The sequence below is a fragment of the Psychrobacter sp. UBA5136 genome (genome assembly GCF_002414005.1).
Lineage (GTDB): Bacteria > Pseudomonadota > Gammaproteobacteria > Pseudomonadales > Moraxellaceae > Psychrobacter.
On record NZ_DHYG01000020.1, the window covers coordinates 21,599 to 38,459 of the forward strand.

10 protein-coding genes are annotated in these 16,861 nt (G+C 46.0%); 8 read left to right on the forward strand and 2 right to left on the reverse strand.

Annotated elements, in window-relative coordinates; translation table 11 throughout:
• Positions 1 to 69 precede the first annotated feature (69 nt).
• The 7 genes from B4240_RS02660 to guaD all read left to right on the forward strand — a co-directional run bounded on the left by B4240_RS02660 (position 70) and on the right by guaD (position 13,658).
• Complete coding sequence (locus B4240_RS02660) at positions 70 to 1,365, forward strand: NCS2 family permease (RefSeq protein ID WP_296236694.1); 1,296 nt, start codon at positions 70 to 72, stop codon at positions 1,363 to 1,365.
• Positions 1,366 to 2,236: 871 nt separating this feature from the next.
• On the forward strand, positions 2,237 to 5,506 hold the full coding sequence (putA, locus tag B4240_RS02665; protein WP_296236695.1) for a bifunctional proline dehydrogenase/L-glutamate gamma-semialdehyde dehydrogenase PutA: 3,270 nt from the start codon (positions 2,237 to 2,239) through the stop codon (positions 5,504 to 5,506).
• Between the two features lie 11 nt (positions 5,507 to 5,517).
• Entirely contained in the window at positions 5,518 to 6,210 is a 693-nt protein-coding gene (locus B4240_RS02670; protein ID WP_296236696.1) for a 1-pyrroline-5-carboxylate dehydrogenase, read from the forward strand.
• A gap of 730 nt (positions 6,211 to 6,940) precedes the next feature.
• Positions 6,941 to 8,569, forward strand: coding sequence for a xanthine dehydrogenase small subunit (xdhA, locus tag B4240_RS02675; RefSeq protein ID WP_296236697.1), 1,629 nt, complete (start codon positions 6,941 to 6,943; stop codon positions 8,567 to 8,569).
• A 24-nt stretch (positions 8,570 to 8,593) separates the two neighbouring features.
• Positions 8,594 to 11,164: a xanthine dehydrogenase molybdopterin binding subunit gene (gene xdhB / locus B4240_RS02680; RefSeq protein ID WP_296236698.1), complete on the forward strand. Its 2,571-nt coding sequence runs from the start codon at positions 8,594 to 8,596 to the stop codon at positions 11,162 to 11,164.
• The gene (locus B4240_RS02685) at positions 11,157 to 12,143 is read left to right on the forward strand and encodes an XdhC family protein (protein ID WP_296236699.1); all 987 of its coding nucleotides are present in this window, start codon (positions 11,157 to 11,159) and stop codon (positions 12,141 to 12,143) included. Before xdhB ends, B4240_RS02685 begins: the two co-directional genes overlap by 8 nt.
• A gap of 81 nt (positions 12,144 to 12,224) precedes the next feature.
• Complete coding sequence (gene guaD, locus B4240_RS02690) at positions 12,225 to 13,658, forward strand: guanine deaminase (protein ID WP_296236700.1); 1,434 nt, start codon at positions 12,225 to 12,227, stop codon at positions 13,656 to 13,658.
• Between the two features lie 108 nt (positions 13,659 to 13,766).
• Here the strand turns inward: guaD and B4240_RS02695 are convergent, their stop codons facing one another.
• Positions 13,767 to 14,939 carry a cupin domain-containing protein gene (locus tag B4240_RS02695; protein WP_296236701.1) on the reverse strand — a complete coding sequence of 391 codons (1,173 nt, stop codon included), beginning with the start codon at positions 14,937 to 14,939 and terminating at the stop codon, positions 13,767 to 13,769.
• Positions 14,940 to 15,088: 149 nt separating this feature from the next.
• Here B4240_RS02695 and B4240_RS02700 point away from each other — a divergent pair, with 149 nt between their 5' ends.
• Positions 15,089 to 15,280 carry an NF038104 family lipoprotein gene (locus B4240_RS02700; RefSeq protein WP_296236702.1) on the forward strand — a complete coding sequence of 64 codons (192 nt, stop codon included), beginning with the start codon at positions 15,089 to 15,091 and terminating at the stop codon, positions 15,278 to 15,280.
• A gap of 122 nt (positions 15,281 to 15,402) precedes the next feature.
• Here B4240_RS02700 and purB read toward each other — a convergent pair whose 3' ends face one another.
• Entirely contained in the window at positions 15,403 to 16,806 is a 1,404-nt protein-coding gene (purB, locus tag B4240_RS02705) for an adenylosuccinate lyase (RefSeq protein ID WP_296236703.1), read from the reverse strand.
• Positions 16,807 to 16,861: the final 55 nt, after the last annotated feature.

Below are 16,861 nucleotides of genomic sequence, written 5' to 3' on the forward strand. Positions count from 1 at the left end.
TTGGAAGCGACACTTATCAATACAGTTAAATAATGATAATTTACTTACTGCAATTTGGAAGCGACTCTTATGAACGCAATCGAACGCTATTTTGGAATCAATGGTGAAAACACCACGATCAAAACCGAGATTTTAGCGGGTGTCACCACGTTTTTAACGATGGCTTACATCATTTTTGTCAACCCTAACGTCCTTGCTGACGCTGGTATGGATAAAGGCGCGGTGTTTGTTGCCACCTGTCTTGCCGCAGCGCTTGGGTGTTTTATTATGGGGATTTATGCCCGCTTACCAGTCGCGCTCGCACCTGGTATGGGATTAAACGCCTTCTTTACTTATGGCGTGGTTTTAGGGATGGGCTACGCGTGGCAGACGGCACTCGGCGCTGTGTTTTTGTCCGGTTGTATTTTTATCCTGTTAAGTTTATTCAAAATCCGTGAATTGATTATCAATTCTATTCCGGACAGTATTAAACAAGGCGTGGTTGCGGGTATCGGTGCATTTTTGGCCTTTATTTCCTTACAAACTGCAGGCGTTATCGTCAATAATGACGCGACGCTGGTGGGACTTGGCGATATGACCACGTTTTCACCTGCGATGGCGGCATTGGGCTTTATTGTGATCGTTGGTTTGTCGCATAAAAAAGTACCGGGCGCGGTAACGATAGGTATTTTACTGGTCGCCCTTATCAGTCTTATCACTGGTAATACGCAGTTTGCCGGTATTATTTCGGCACCGCCGCCGATTGCACCAACGCTAATGCAGCTTGATATTGCCGGCGCATTTGATGTGGCGATGATAAGTGTTATCTTTGCCTTTTTATTCGTTGATTTATTTGATACAGCCGGTACTTTGATTGCAACGACCAGTCAAGCAGGTCTAATCGGTAAAGATGGCAAAATCCCTAATATGGGTAAAGCGCTATTGGCGGATTCAAGTGCCACGGTTGCCGGTACGCTACTAGGTACCTCATCGACCACCAGCTTTGTTGAGAGTGTGTCAGGTATTGCAGCCGGAGGTCGTACTGGATTAGTCGCTGTGACGGTCGGGGTTCTATTCTTATTAAGTATGTTTTTTGCTCCACTTGCTGGTATGATTCCAGGCTATGCCACAGCAGGCGCTATTTTTTATGTCGCTGTACTGATGATGGGTACTCTAAAAGATGTTGATTGGTTAGATCTAACAGAGGCGGCGCCCGTTGTCGTTGTGTTGTTGTTTACGCCATTAACCTACTCAATCGCTGATGGTATCGCGCTTGGATTTATTACCTTTGCTGCTATTAAAGTTGTCGCCGGTAAATTCTCTGATGTGAGCATTCCAGTCTGGTTACTAACGGCTGTGTTACTTGCTAAAATTATATTTATATAATCTTGCAACTTATGCTTAAAATCATGTTGAAACCATGCTGAAGCCACGATGAAGTAGCGGACATAGTGATTTTCTAAGCCCTTCTTATTTTAAATAATAGGAAGGGTTTTTTATGTGGCAAGCACAATGGATGTCTAAAAGCTCTTCAATTTTTCGAGACATTCCAAGTCATTGATTCAAAAAACAATTCATTTGCTATAGTAAACATAAATTTATAACTAAAGCGTCATTTCTAATAAGTGGTTAATAACCATTTGTTTTTAAACAGTATTTTGTTTGGTTAAAATAGGTAAAATCGTTAGTTAGAAATTTTTTTTCATGCTACCATGTCGAGGTTAAGCGCATCACCTCAATCAACGCCGTAGAGGTTTTTCTTACAGTGAATTAGTATCATATTAGATGACAGATAGGTGTTTATTAGAACTTAAGATTTTATAAACCTAAGATTTTATGAACCTAAGACTTTATAAACCAACTTCTATAAAATGTAACTCGCCTCTGAGCATCACCCTCCTTTCACTACTAACAAGAAGAAGGCACTAATGCCGCTTAGCTGTTCGTTGTTGCCTTTATATTGTTAACGTAGCCCGTTTAACACTAAAACGACCTACTTGACCGTTTCCAGCCTATGCTGGATTTTCTCGTTTTATAATGGCGCAGTTTGGTCTTTTGCTTATTGCTATTTTGTGTATTTCTACAAGTATCATCTATTATTGTTTATCCACTATGTACTATCAAAGATATTTGCTATCAAAAATAGTAGGGGTGAGATTTTGATACTGTTTGATAATAACTGCCGATATACCTTTAGCAATCAAATCTCCTACCGCACCAGTTATTATGGTTTTTAAACGATAGTTATGGAGTTGTTATGAACCCAGTAGACCAATTTACCCCGCAAGAGCCGATTTTATTTAATCCGCTCGATATATTAAAGCCTGCTTATCTCACTCAGTCGGCGAGCGAGCTGTTTTCGCGTATCTCACCTTTATATAGTGTGGACGAGGAACGCTGGCTAGCGGACTTGTTGCCGCTTGCTAAGCCAACGGATGCTGAGCGTGAAGGGGCTGCTACGCAGACTCGCCAATTGGTCGAGCATGTGCGTAATGATGGCAAAGCCGTAAAAATGGTTGATTCATTATTACTTGAGTACAGCCTTGATACCCAAGAAGGTATCTTGCTCATGAGTTTGGCAGAAGCCTTGATTCGGGTGCCAGACAATTACACCGCCGACGCGCTTATTCACGATAAAATGAGTGTCGCGGACTGGAAAAAACACATCAAAAATGACAACGGCTTTATAGTCAATGCCTCGACGTGGGGCATGATGATGACGGGCCGCGTCGTCAGTATTGATCGCGATACTACCGCGGCTGGGTTTTTGGACCGTATGACCAAAAAAATGGGCGAGCCGGTCATTCGTAGTGCGATGCAAAAAGCCATGCGCATTATGGGGCATCAGTTTGTGCTCGGCGAAACCATTGAGGGCGCCAACAAAAACAGCCAACCTTATCGAAATAAAGGCTACACCTATTCATTTGATATGTTAGGTGAGGCGGCGATTACCCATAAAGACGCGGAAAAATACTTTAACGATTACCTGCATGCGATTAAAGCCACGGCCAGTATCAAGGTCAAAGAAGGGATGCCAAAGCCGTCGGTATCTATTAAGCTATCGGCATTGCACCCACGCTATGAAGCGACGCAAGAAGCGCAAGTGATGGGGCTATTGCGTCAGCGTTGCCTACTATTGATTGAAGCGGCTCGCGCCGTCAATGTCGATATCAGTATCGATGCGGAGGAAGCAGACCGTCTTGAGATCTCCTTAAAACTGTTTGAGTCTCTTTACCGTGATAATTTAACCGCCGGTTGGGATGGCTTAGGGTTGGTGGTACAAGGCTACTCTAAGCGCGCGATTGCTGTTCTAACTTGGCTTGCGCGTTTGGCAACTGAAGTAGGCGACCGTATTCCCGTGCGCCTAGTCAAAGGCGCATACTGGGACACTGAAATCAAACTGGCGCAGCAAAAAGGGCTGTCTGGCTATCCTGTGTGGACACGGAAAGAAGGCACGGACACCGCGTATCTTGCGTGCGCGCGCTTCTTATTGTCAGAGCATCTGCGTGGATTGATTTGGCCGCAGTTTGCTACCCATAATGCACATACGCTTGCCTCAATCATGACCATGAGCACGCATAAAGAATTTGAGTTCCAGCGTCTGCATGGCATGGGTGATGCCCTTTATGACCATATTTTGCAATCTTATAAAATCCCCGTGCGTATTTATGCTCCCGTTGGCGCTCACAAAGACTTGCTACCGTATTTGGTACGCCGTTTGCTTGAAAACGGGGCCAATAGCTCGTTTGTGCATCAGTTATTAGATAAGTCTTATCCCATTGATAAGCTGACAGTGCATCCGTACGACAAATTATTAGCCAATGCTACCTTGCATAATCCTGATATTCCGTTACCGTTAGATATCTATGGCAGCCGCCGAGCGAGCTTTGGCCCCAATATATTTGTAGAGTCGCAGTGGCTACCGTTTAAAGCGGCGATTGATAGCCACTTGCATAAAACGTGGTCGGCAACTTCTGTCATTAACGGCAAAGCAGTTGATGCACATAAAGTCGAAGACAACTCTGAAAAACTTGCGTCGCAAACCGTGCGCGCGCCTTGGAACCATGAAGTTATCGCAGGGGAAGTCACCTACGCCAATGCAGACATAGCGCAGCAAGCCATTGATGCCGCCATCGCAGGACAAAGCGCGTGGCAAACCGTACCTGCTGCAAAGCGCGCTGCTATTTTGCGAAAAGTAGCGGATTTATATGAAGAAAATTATGCTGAATTGATGGCACTTTGCCAGATTGAAGCCGGTAAAACCATGCAAGATGGTATCGATGAAATCAAAGAAGCCGTTGATTTTTGCCGTTTTTATGCCGACGAAGCAGAACGTCTCGACGCCAAAGTTTATGAGTTTACCGACCTAGCAGGCAAGCAATCACGCCAAGTATATAGGCCACGCGGCACCTTTGTTTGTATTAGCCCGTGGAATTTTCCTTTGGCAATTTATACCGGTCAAATTATGGCAGCCCTTGCTGCAGGCAATACCGTGGTTGCCAAGCCTGCTGAGCAAACCAGCTTGATTGCCCATTTTGCCGTGCAGCTAATGTATCAAGCTGGCGTACCCACCGACGCTTTACAGTTTGTCGTTGGGGCAGGCGAGGTTGGCGGCACGTTGACCGCTGCTGATAATATCGCAGGCGTTATTTTTACGGGTTCAACTCAAACGGCGCAGCATATTAATCAAAGCCTTAACCAACAGGTCAATGTCGATGCCAAAACCAGTGCTGAATTGCCAGTATTGATAGCTGAAACGGGCGGTCAAAACGCCATGGTTGTCGATTCAACAGCATTGCCCGAGCAAGTTGTTAAAGATGCCGTATTATCTGCCTTTGGTTCGGCAGGTCAGCGCTGTTCTGCGTGCCGTATCTTATGTGTGCAAGAAGAAGTGGCGGACAATTTAATCGAGCTATTACAAGGGACAATGGCAGAATTGGTCGTCGGCAATCCATTGTATGCGGCAACCGACGTCGGTCCAGTAATTGATGCCGATGCCAAGCAAAGCCTTGAAGCGCATATCGAACGTATGGCGGCTGAACCAACGGCGACGGTTTTGGCGCAGACGCCAATGAGCGCAAGCTCGGTGGTCAGCGCAGAGCATTCTACCTTTGTCTTGCCAACAGCGATTGAGGTAAAAAGTATCGATGTGATTGGCGGTGAGCATTTTGGCCCAATATTGCATGTGCTACGTTATCAAGCGCGCGATTTGAATAAGCTTATTGATGCCATTAATGGCACGGGTTTTGGTTTGACCTTGGGTATCCATAGCCGTATTGAAAACATCGCTGAGCATATTGAGCGTCGTGCCTTTGTCGGTAACACTTATATTAACCGTAATCAAATCGGTGCAGTCGTCAACGTTCAACCGTTTGGTGGTTGCGGTTTGTCTGGAACGGGCCCAAAAGCTGGCGGTCCGCATTACGTTGCTCGTTTGATGCAGCTACGCACCGAGTCGGTTATTACTGAGCCGAAAACTGTGGTAACCAATACCACCGAATCACTCACGCAAACCCAAATCGCATAAGGAGTAGCAAGATGGCGAATGAATTTAAAAAGAACCATGCCCAAGTTTGTGAAGCTTGGCGGCTACTAAGCGCCGTAGAGCGGGCAACTTATCTACAGGCGGCTATTCCTAAATTGGCTCTCCTCACCGGCGATGCCAGCAAAGCCAAGCGTTTATTTACGCATTTATTAAATGCCGCACCCATGCTCGATGGCGTACAGCGTATGACGGGTGCAACGGGTGAGTCCAATGATTTGTATGTGACTGCGCGCGGAAAAACCATGGTTATCGGCGGCGAATCTGCCCGTGCGATGGCGGTACTTGGTCAGCTAGTCGCGGCTTTACTGACTGGCAACGAGGTGATACTCCATTGTCCAAGTCAGGATGAGATGTGTGTTGAAGCGGCAAAAATACTGCATGACACGGGCGTCAGCGATGACGTGTTAAGCGTTGCCAATGACTCGCAAACAATTACGCTGTTATATATCGATCGATTGGCGCAAGTTGCGGTCGCCGGTAACCAAAGCGAAGTGCAAGCTATCAGCCAAGAGCTTGCTAAAACCGATGGTATCTTAACGCAGGTCATTGCGGTGACTGATATGGACGGGATGTCAGAGATGCTAACGCCCGATTATCTCTATCGCTTTGTCACTGAGCGGGTAAGGACGATTAACACCACAGCGATTGGTGGTAATGCCAGCTTGCTTGAGCTTGGCACAGAGTAATCGCTAAAAGATTAGGTAAATATCGTTAATTCTAAATAAAAAAGCTAGCATCGTAGAAGTGACGGTCAGTCACTATTTTCCAATCAATTTGGTGAATGGTTGCTGGCCGTTTTTTTTGTTTCTGTTATTTCTTTAAGACTAAAAAAATTAAACATGTTAGCTTATTAAGCGTATTTTCCAAAAAAATTCGGGCTTTTAGACAAAATAATGTGCTTTTTTGAGTTGTAAATGAAATAAAGTTAGTGCTAATATAAGTTAACCGTTTAGTCAGCATTTATTCATTAAATGCTAATCGACAGCTTCAATACGGAATGTTGAGGTACTTTAAGCTAAAAAAGGAGTGTTACCCATGCTTATATTCTCCGATTTTCCAATTGGGTAGTTAGCCGCGCTTATACCCAAACCTTTATCACCGCTTTACGATTTACCGATAGTATTTATAAATGCTTGGTAAATTGAAAAGTTCAAACCGCAAACCGATTAAGCCTGAGCAAGTCAGTAGTCAGATAGGCAGTCAGCTTATTCAATACACTTATAACTATCAGTATTGATGTAGGTATGATGATCGTCATCGTATAAATTTTATTAACATGATAATTGAATACTACCTTAGGGCAGTGTCGTGATGGACGCCTGACCTTCGTTAATATTGATTGTTAACATTTTATTATTCGATTTCAGATAAAACTAAAATTTTATCTTCCTTTTATTCTGACAGCCGAGCGTTGCTATGATTCGTTTTTATTTAAACGGTCAGTACAAACAAATCACTGACCTAAACCCGAACACCACCGTTCTTGAGTATCTACGCCTCCATGAAAAGCAAACCGATACCAAAGAAGGCTGCGGTAGTGGTGACTGCGGCGCCTGTACTATCATGGTGCAGCGCTTGCCCACTCATGATGCAGACCCAGCTACTCAAACCCCTTTTTATACCCTCAATTCTTGTATCACGCTATTGTCGTTAATGGATGGTCATCATCTCATGACGGCCGCTTATATCGCGGATAATCCTGCCAATCATCCAGATCGCGCCTTGTTGCACCCAGCCCAGCAAGCCATGGTCGATTGTCACGGTTCGCAGTGTGGCTTTTGTACGCCTGGATTTGTCATGACGCTGGCGAGTGCTTATGAAAACCATCGTTTGCAAACAGTGGCAGGGTCGGCGACTGGCGATCTTAGCTACGATGACATTGTCGCGTCAATATCAGGCAATCTGTGCCGCTGCACCGGCTATCGTCCTATTATCGATGCTGGGTTAGCGATGGGTAAAATCGGCAAGCAGCGCGATGCTGAGCAAGTAGTTGCCAAAGATTTAACGATAAAACTTGCGACGGATGCGATGGCAAATAGTAAACATGCCGCTACAAATGCCAGCAATACTATCGCGCCTGCGCTTACTCAAGCATCACGCAAACTGTTTATTCCGCAGTCCATTGACGAGCTCAATCAGGTGTTAGCAGCGCATCCAAACGCGACTATTTGGGCGGGCGGGACCGATTTGGGCTTAAGTGTGACCCAGCACTTGGTCGATCATGAAGTGATTGTGCAATTATCGGCGATTGAGGCGCTAAAAGCTTGGTCACTTACGGATGTCAATACGTCCACTGAAAAGCAAACAGCAAAACCCTCTTTAGTGCTGGGCGCTGGTATGAGCTATAAGCAAATGCTGCCTGTCCTTAAAGAATATTTTCCGAGCTTTGCCGATTTATTTGAACGCATTGCCTCACCGCAAATCCGCAACATGGGTACCATCGGCGGTAATATCGCTAATGCGTCACCGATTGGTGATCTACCGCCGGTTTTATTAGCATTAGATGCGCATATTCATCTGCGTCACTGCGCGGCTATTGACGATAGCGGTGCTGATGAAGAGGCTTATACTGATGAGCTCATACCTTTACAAGCCTTCTTTTTGGATTATAAAAAGACCAAACTGCGCGCTGGCAGTTATATCGTCGCCTTGCATATTCCGCTGATGCAAGACCATCAGCATCTATACATTCATAAAATTAGTAAGCGATATGAAGACGATATTTCTGCCTGTCTATTGGCAGCGAGAATCGATTTGTCAGCAGATGGTATGACGGTTAAAAATGCAAAATTCGGACTTGGCGGTATGGCGGCGATTCCTTTATTGGCGACACATTGTCAGCAAGCGCTTATTGGACAATCTGCCGAAGTTGCCAGTTTTGCGGCGGCCGCGCAAATGCTGGCAAAGGATGTCTCACCCATGACTGACGTTAGAGCCAGCCGTGAGTATCGTATGCATGTCGTGCAGCGCTTAATGCTTAAATGCGGTAAGCAATTGGTAGTAGATACACAACCCTGTGAGCGCTTAATGTTTATCGCCATTTAAAAAAGAATATAAGAGAGAGCCATCATGAGTCATCATTCTTCATTGTTTGACAGTTATAGTGTGCGCCGAGTACGGCCGCCTAAAAATAAAATCGGCACCGAAGCCAAGCATGATAGTGCTATTAGTCATGTGATGGGAACGGCCACCTACGTCGATGATATGCTAAAACCGCAAAGCACCCTACATTTGGCCGTTGGTAAAAGCGCCCATGCCCATGCACGTGTCTTAAATATGGATTTGAGTGCGGTAAGAGCAGCGGACGGGGTAGTTGATGTCATTACTTTTCAAGATTTACCTGCCAAAACTGATATCGGGCCCGTGTTCGATGGCGATCCATTAATGGTAGATAAAGTCACAGAATATGTGGGACAAACCTTGTTTGCAGTCGTCGCGACCAGTCACCGTGCCGCCAAAAAAGCGGTGCTAAATGCGGTGGTAGAGTATGAGCCTTTAGCCGCTATTTTGACTATCGATGAGGCGTTAGAGCAAGAGCAGTTTGTGCGTCCCAGCCATTTTATGCAGCGCGGCGATACCGTAGCCGCCCTCGATACCGCAGCGACACGCATTGCAGGGCATATTCATATGCTTGGCCAAGAGCACTTTTATCTTGAGGGGCAAGTGTCATACGTTGTACCGTGCGACGATGGCGGACTTGAAGTTTATACCTCATCGCAGCATCCAAGTGAAGTGCAGCAGCTGGTTGCCGAAGTGGTGGATCTGCCGTTTCATGCGGTGACTACCATTGTGCGCCGCATGGGCGGTGGTTTTGGTGGTAAGGAGACGCAGGCAGCGGCTTGGGCGTGTCTGTGCGGTATTGTGGCCAAACGCCATAATGTGCCAGTCAGTATGCGCTTAGATCGGCAAGATGACATGGTGGTGACGGGCAAACGTCACGAGTTTTCCAACCGTTACGAAGTCGGCGTCGATGAGGACGGAAAAGTACTTGGCGTCGATATGCAGCTGTCAGGACTATGCGGTTATTCGCCCGATTTGTCCGATGCCATCGTCGATCGTGCGATGTTTCACTGTGATAATGCCTACTATTATCCGGCCGTGCAGGTAGCAGGGCACCGCTGTAAGACCCATACGGTATCTAACACCGCTTATCGCGGTTTTGGCGGGCCACAAGGTTTGCTAACCGCTGAATATATGATGGATCATATCGCCTATACCTTAGGAAAAGATCCGTTGCAAGTGCGTTTGGCGAATCTCTATCAAAATGGCCAAAGTACGCACTATGGTCAGCCGATTGAGCATTTTGATTTGGCGACTCTTATGCAGACGCTAGCAGATGACAATGATTACGCTACGCGTCGTCAACAAATCATCGAAGCCAATAAAAAAGCCGCCGCAGAAGGTAACGATAAGCGCTGGGGTTTGGCTCTAACGCCTGTCAAATTCGGTATTTCATTTACCGTGCAAACGCTCAATCAAGCGGGCGCCTTAGTGCTTATCTATACCGATGGGACGATTCAGGTCAATCATGGCGGCACCGAGATGGGACAAGGGCTATATATTAAAATTGCCCAAATCGTCGCCAATGAATTCGATGTTGATTTAGATACCGTCAAAGCAACGGCTACCCGTACCGATAAAGTGCCAAATACCTCACCGACCGCTGCTTCATCGGGTACAGATATGAATGGTAAAGCGGCGCAAAATGCCTGTATTACCATTAAAAATCGCTTGCTCGAATTTGCCGCCGAGCACTTTCAAGTAAATGCCGAAGACATCAAATTTGAGCGCAATCACGTTCATATCGGTACTAAAGAAGTGCTTACCTTTGCAGAGTTTGTTTTGCTGGCTTATCAGCACCGTATCAGCTTGTCTTCGACTGGTTATTATAAAACGCCCAAGATATTTTATGACCGCTCAAAAGCGTGGGGCCGACCCTTCTTTTACTTTGCTTTGGGCGCCGCCTGTGCTGAGGTTGAGATTGACACCTTAACAGGAGAGTACAAGGTGCTGCGCTGCGATATCTTGCACGATGTCGGACAATCGATTAACCCTGCTGTCGATATCGGTCAGATTGAAGGCGCCTTTGTACAAGGCATGGGCTGGCTGACGTCGGAAGAGCTTATTTGGGATAAAAAAGGCAAGCTGGCTTCTAACAGTCCGGCTAATTATAAGATTCCAACCGCCCATGATTTGCCTAAACAATGGAGCGTCAAACTGTTCGACCGTAAAAATGAAGAGCAGACCATTTATAATTCTAAAGCCGTTGGTGAGCCACCATTTATGCTAGCGGCAAGCGTTTGGTGTGCAATTAATAATGCCATCGCAAGCTTGGGCGATTATAAGAAAAACCCAGAGCTAACCATGCCTGCGACGCCAGAGGCGGTACTAAAAGCCGTGATGCGCATGCAAAATCAAGCGTGGGAAATTGCTTCTAAACCAGATAGCGAAACCATTGAAAGCTTAACGCCAGCTGATGACGACTGCGGTATCGATGATGATCGCGTACTGCCGCAGCAAGTACCGCATGGTAAAGATGTCGCGCCGCCAGAGTCTGAAGGGCAATTGTTTGATGAGCAGCCTGAGGCGATAGACAATCCTAATGTGTCAACGGCTCGAGGGCCTGCGCACAGTGAATAAGTCATTATCGCCAAAAACGCCGACGCGTTGGTATGATGGTCTTGCAAAGTACCAGCAGCAGGGTGTTGCCCATGTGTTGGCGACGGTCGTTGCCGTAAATGGCTCAGCACCCCGAGCGCTACAATCTAAAATGATTGTCACGCTGGATGGCTGCTGCGATACGTTGGGCGGCGGTAGTTTGGAACATGACGTGACGATAACGGCGCGGCAACTGCTAAATGGAGAGCTGGATCCAAACGAGTCAAGAGGCTTTAAGCCACTAAAAGCAGGCAGGTCTGAAAAGGCACACGCCGTACGCCGCGATGCCGTCTACACCAAGCATTATCCACTGGGTGCTACGCTAGCCCAGTGCTGCGGTGGTAGCGTCACCGTGATGTTTGAATGTTTTAATGTAACGCCGCCCATGTCGCTGTTGGTATTTGGTGGCGGGCACGTAGCCGCCGCATTAATGACTATCCTTGCTGAGCTGCCTTGCCAAGTGGACTGGGTAGACAGCCGCGCTGAGATGTTTGAGCGATACTTGAGTCGTGACTCTAACACGGCAGACGGACAAGTGACTTATCAATTGCCAGCGCATATTCGCCCGCATGTTGATGAAGACCCTGTTGATTTTATTCGCCCATTTGTGACGAATAGCGCTCGTAGGCTATCAACCGCTAAAGGTACGCAGTATTTTATCTTGGTCATGACCCATGATCATAGCCTTGATTTTGAATTGGTGCGCGCTACGTTAGATTGCTTGTTAGCAGCTGATTCAAAGACTGAATTAAATGAAAAAATTGCAAAGCCTTATATTGGTTGTATCAGCTCGGCAACCAAAGCCAAGCGCTTTAAAGATCGGTTGCTGCAGCGTGGTTACAGTGAGAAAGTCATTAATAAGTTAACGATGCCGATTGGTCTTGAGATTGGCGGTAAAGAGCCAATGGCGGTCGCTGTGTCTATCGCTGGTCAAATTTTGCAGCTTTATCACAAATCATAAATCATAAATCATATTAATGCTAACCCACATTCACTGATAGAACTTTTATTGCCTTCTACTTTATTTAGGTGAGATTCCTTTATGACCATACATATTTATCAAGCACGCCTGCTGCATTACCTGACCGAAGAGAATCTGGTCGAAAGAGAAAAAAGTACCAACGCTAATGATTCAAATACCCGTGATGCAAAAATGACGGTGGTAGATAAAAACGCCGTATTGCTGCCCGTCATTGCAGGCGTCAATGTTTATCCTGAGTATATTGCCGAAGGCGCGCTCGTGGTCGATGACGTAAGCGGTCGCGTGCTAGATTATGGTAGTAAAAAAGTCATAATGGCGCAGTATGCCAGTAGCAGTGCTCAAGAGGGCAAAGCGCGCGTACAGATTCACGATTATCAAGACAGGCTGATTATGCCAGGCTTTATCGATACCCACGTACACTATCCGCAGATAGATATGATTGCCGCGTTTGGTGAGCAATTGCTTGATTGGCTGAACAATTATACCTTTGTCACCGAAGCCAATTTTGGTGATCCAAAGGTTGCGCACGACACCTCTAAGTTTTTTTTAAACCAGCTGCTTGCCAATGGCACGACCAGTGCTTTGGTGTTTTCAACCAGTCATCCTGAGTCGGTTGAAGCGTTCTTTGAAGAAAGTACTTGCCTCAATACGCGCATGATTACGGGTAATGTCTTGATGGATCAAAACGCGCCTGAGCATCTGTGTGTGCCGACTGAGCAGGGTATTCGTGACACGCAAAACATCATTGATAAATGGCATGAGCGCGGGCGTCAACATGTCGCGATTACGCCAAGATTTGCCATCACATCGACCCCAAAGCAGCTGCAAATGGCGGGTGAGCTATATCGCAGCTACGATACTGTGTATTTACAAACGCATTTGGCCGAGAACCTTGCTGAGATTGCTTTTGTACGCGAGCTTTATCCCAATCATAAAGGCTATCTCGACGTTTATCATGACTTGGGTCTATTGGGACGGCGAACGACGTTGGCACACGGTATTTACCTTGAAACGCCAGAGTATGAAGTACTGCGTGATACGGGCACCCAAATCGCCCATTGTCCAACGTCCAATTTGTTTTTGGGAAGTGGTTTGTTTGATTTGTCCAAAACCTTGAGCTATACCGGTGTGAGTATCGCCACTGACGTGGGCGCAGGAACCAGTTTGTCGATGTTGACCACGTTATCGGAAGCTTATAAGGTGCAACAATTACAGAGCAAGCCATTATCCGCGCATCAAGGTTTGTATCAGATTACGTTAGGCAATGCCCAGTCGCTATTATTAGACGATAAAATCGGTAATTTTATGCCTAATAAAGAAGCGGATTTTGTGGTGATAGACATGGGTGCGACAGAGTTACTTGCGCGCCGTATGACCCAGACGAAATCACTCGATGAGCAATTGTTTGTGCTAATGATGCTGGGCGATGATAGAGTGATTGAAGAGACAATCATCGCTGGCGTGAGTCGCTATCAAAAAGCGAGCGCTGTTTAAGATGCCCTAACAGAGAGCCAGTTTGTTTTGATGGAAAGTTTTTCAAATGTGAAGCGTTAACTAACTATAAATTTTATCCATAGTTAGTTAACGCTTATAGTGAGTATGTTATTCAGGATAATCTAACCACACCCAACCATTTTCAAGCCACTCGCTTAAATCGTCTGGGTCAATGCCAGCGACATCCTGACCTTGCAGTTGCTCACCATTCGCTAGGCGGACCAGTATCGCAATTGCCTGTTCATCAAGACCGTCAAGGCGTTGACCATTAGCATATAAAGCGACACCGTTATTGGTATGGTTATAAATTAAACGATGGTTATAATCGGCTTGTAGCGTTGCGCCATCCGCTAAAGCCTGCACTAATTCATCCGTATCCAAGCTTTCTTCTGGCACCAGCGCATCGTATTGACGTTTACTAACCACTTCAGACACCGCTTGACGAATAATCTCATCACCGCGCTCAGATTGTAGCATTTGTAAGAGCTGGTGTTTCATCGCCTCAATACTGCTCGCTTTTAATTCACCCGATGCTTGCAGCGCTTGGGGCAATAGCATGGGAATAAACAAATCGCTGTCGTTGGTGGCAATATCCGCCATACTATCAATAATTTGCATCAAGTTTGGACGACGGCAGCCAAATGAAAACGTCAGGCAATCATCTTGCGCGACGCCAAAATGCGACAATTTTGGCGGTACATAAAGCACGTCACCTGCTTCTAATATCTCATCAAAGATAATCTCGCCCATATCGTCAAATAATCGAATCGGCTCATCGGCGACAAACTCAGTATTTTTATCACAAAATTTGCCGAGCAGCCAACGCCGATGGCCGTAGCCTTGTGCTAAAAACACATCATAATCGTCATAATGTTTGCCGACGGAGCCGCCTTTTGGCGCATAAGACACCATAATATCGTCGCGTTGCCACTGCGGAATAAAATCAAACGCTTGCCACAATTGCCCAAGCTCAGGCGACCATTGCTCAAGATTTTGCACGAGTACCGTCCACTGCGCAGGTAAGTTAGCAAAATCGCTTTCAGTTAATGGGCTTTTTTTAAGTTGCCACTGCGGCAGGCCGTCTTGCTTGGTAGCGGCTTGAGTGAGCAGGCGCGCTGAAGCGTCTTCTTCTAACGCTAGGCCGAGCATATCGTCTGGCTCAAACATACCAATCAGCTGCGGTAAGCCTTGTTTAATAAGAAGCGGTTTTTGTTGCCAATACACGCTTAAGAACTGCTCAGCAGTCATAGAATCGGGCAGACAAAGAGGTATATAGGTCATTGATAAATCCGTGTCGGTAAATGGGGAGAAGATTAATAGTAAGGATGGCTTTATAGGCGGGTTTTAATGGTTTATGATTATCACCTAACTGATGAGCATTGTTTAAATAAGAGACATCGTCAGCGCATCCCATCAATCGTAGGACATTTATGAAAAAATTACATTTTATCGTCATTATTGCAAGCGTGTTTTTATTACAAGCCTGCGTGCACAAAATCGTGACGGTACCCGCCAAAATCGCTTATAAAACCACCAAAGGCGTGGTCAAAGGTACGGTCGCTGTTGGCAAAGCTATCATCCCAGGTGACAGTGATGACAATGATAAAAAGGATAAAAAATAAAATCTTACCCATCAACTAACTGCCTTTTAGGACAAGTAATAGTAGGTAAGGTCGATGTTTTCAATATAAATGAATAGGTAGTCCTACTCATTTATATCTATCTTAAAATACGGCCGCTAGCATTAAAGCTTAGCAATCCACTCTTTAATCGTGCGCGCTTGCTCAGCGGCGTTGCCAGTATAAGTTGCAGGGGTCAGCTGACGAAGGCGTTCTTTATCGCTATCTGAAACCGCTGCCAGCTCATCACTTTCAACGAAAGTTAGCATGGCTTCACGCGTCATGGCATTTCCGCGGGTCAGGGCTTTGAGCTTCTCGTATGGATTTTCAACGCGGTAGCGGCGCATAACCGTCTGAATCGGCTCAGCCAATACTTCTTGCGCTTGATCCAAATCGTCATTTAGGCGCTGCGCATTTAATTCAAGCTTACCAACACCTTTTAGGCACGCATCATAAGCAATCATGCTTTGCGCCAGGCCAACACCAATATTACGCAGAACCGTAGAGTCGGACAAATCGCGCTGCATACGAGAAATTGGTAGCTTTTCACCCAAATGCGCAAGCATCGCGTTCGCCACGCCTAGGTTACCTTCAGAATTTTCAAAATCAATCGGGTTGACTTTATGCGGCATGGTAGAAGAACCCACTTCACCTTCTTTTAGGCGCTGCTTAAAATAGCCTAAGCTAATATATTGCCAAATATCACGGTTAAAATCGATTAAAATAGTATTAAAGCGTTTAACCGCATCAAACAGCTCAGCGATATAATCATGCGGCTCAATTTGTGTGGTGTATGGATTAAAGGTTAGCGCCAAACGCTGGTCAATAAATTGCTCAGCGTGCGCTTGCCAATCAACATCAGGGTAGGCAGAGAAATGGGCATTATAGTTACCAACGGCGCCGTTGATTTTACCCAGTAGCTCTACTTGACCGATTTGCTTGATTTGGCGGGCTAGGCGATAGGCAACGTTTGCCATCTCTTTACCAAGCGTTGTTGGACTTGCCGTTTGGCCATGCGTGCGTGACAACATGGGCTGGTCCGCATGAGCAATCGCCAAATCAACGATGCTGTCGGTCACTTGCTGCATTTTAGCCAGCACAACCTCGCGGCTGTCCTTTAACATCAACGCATACGACAAGTTATTGATATCTTCACTGGTGCAGGCGAAGTGAATAAATTCTAAGCTATCTTCTAATTGCTGGTTGCCGCGGAACTTATCTTTAATAAAATATTCAACCGCTTTTACATCGTGGTTGGTCGTCGCTTCGATATCTTTAATCGCTTGCGCATCCGCTTCGTTAAAGTTATCAACGATGCTATTTAAAAAGGCATTGGTATCGGCATCAAACGCTGCCAACTCACCAATCGCGGTATTATCCGCCAGTGACTGTAACCAGCGAATCTCGACGGTAACGCGGGCTTTAATCAAACCAAATTCAGATAAATAAGGACGTAAGCTATCGGCTTTTGATGCATAACGGCCATCAATTGGGGAGAGTGCGGTTAAGGCAGATAAAGAGTTGGTCATGGCAGTACCTCAAATAGTTGTAGAAAGTAAAAGAAATGAACTACCCACTACCTAA

Coding starts and splice junctions, on each gene's coding strand:
- B4240_RS02660 (WP_296236694.1), top strand. CDS start 70: ATGAACGCAATCGAACGCTATTTTGGAATCAATGGTGAAAACACCACG.
- putA (WP_296236695.1), top strand. CDS start 2,237: ATGAACCCAGTAGACCAATTTACCCCGCAAGAGCCGATTTTATTTAAT.
- B4240_RS02670 (WP_296236696.1), top strand. CDS start 5,518: ATGGCGAATGAATTTAAAAAGAACCATGCCCAAGTTTGTGAAGCTTGG.
- xdhA (WP_296236697.1), top strand. CDS start 6,941: ATGATTCGTTTTTATTTAAACGGTCAGTACAAACAAATCACTGACCTA.
- xdhB (WP_296236698.1), top strand. CDS start 8,594: ATGAGTCATCATTCTTCATTGTTTGACAGTTATAGTGTGCGCCGAGTA.
- guaD (WP_296236700.1), top strand. CDS start 12,225: ATGACCATACATATTTATCAAGCACGCCTGCTGCATTACCTGACCGAA.
- B4240_RS02695 (WP_296236701.1), bottom strand. CDS start 14,939: ATGACCTATATACCTCTTTGTCTGCCCGATTCTATGACTGCTGAGCAG.
- B4240_RS02700 (WP_296236702.1), top strand. CDS start 15,089: ATGAAAAAATTACATTTTATCGTCATTATTGCAAGCGTGTTTTTATTA.
- purB (WP_296236703.1), bottom strand. CDS start 16,806: ATGACCAACTCTTTATCTGCCTTAACCGCACTCTCCCCAATTGATGGC.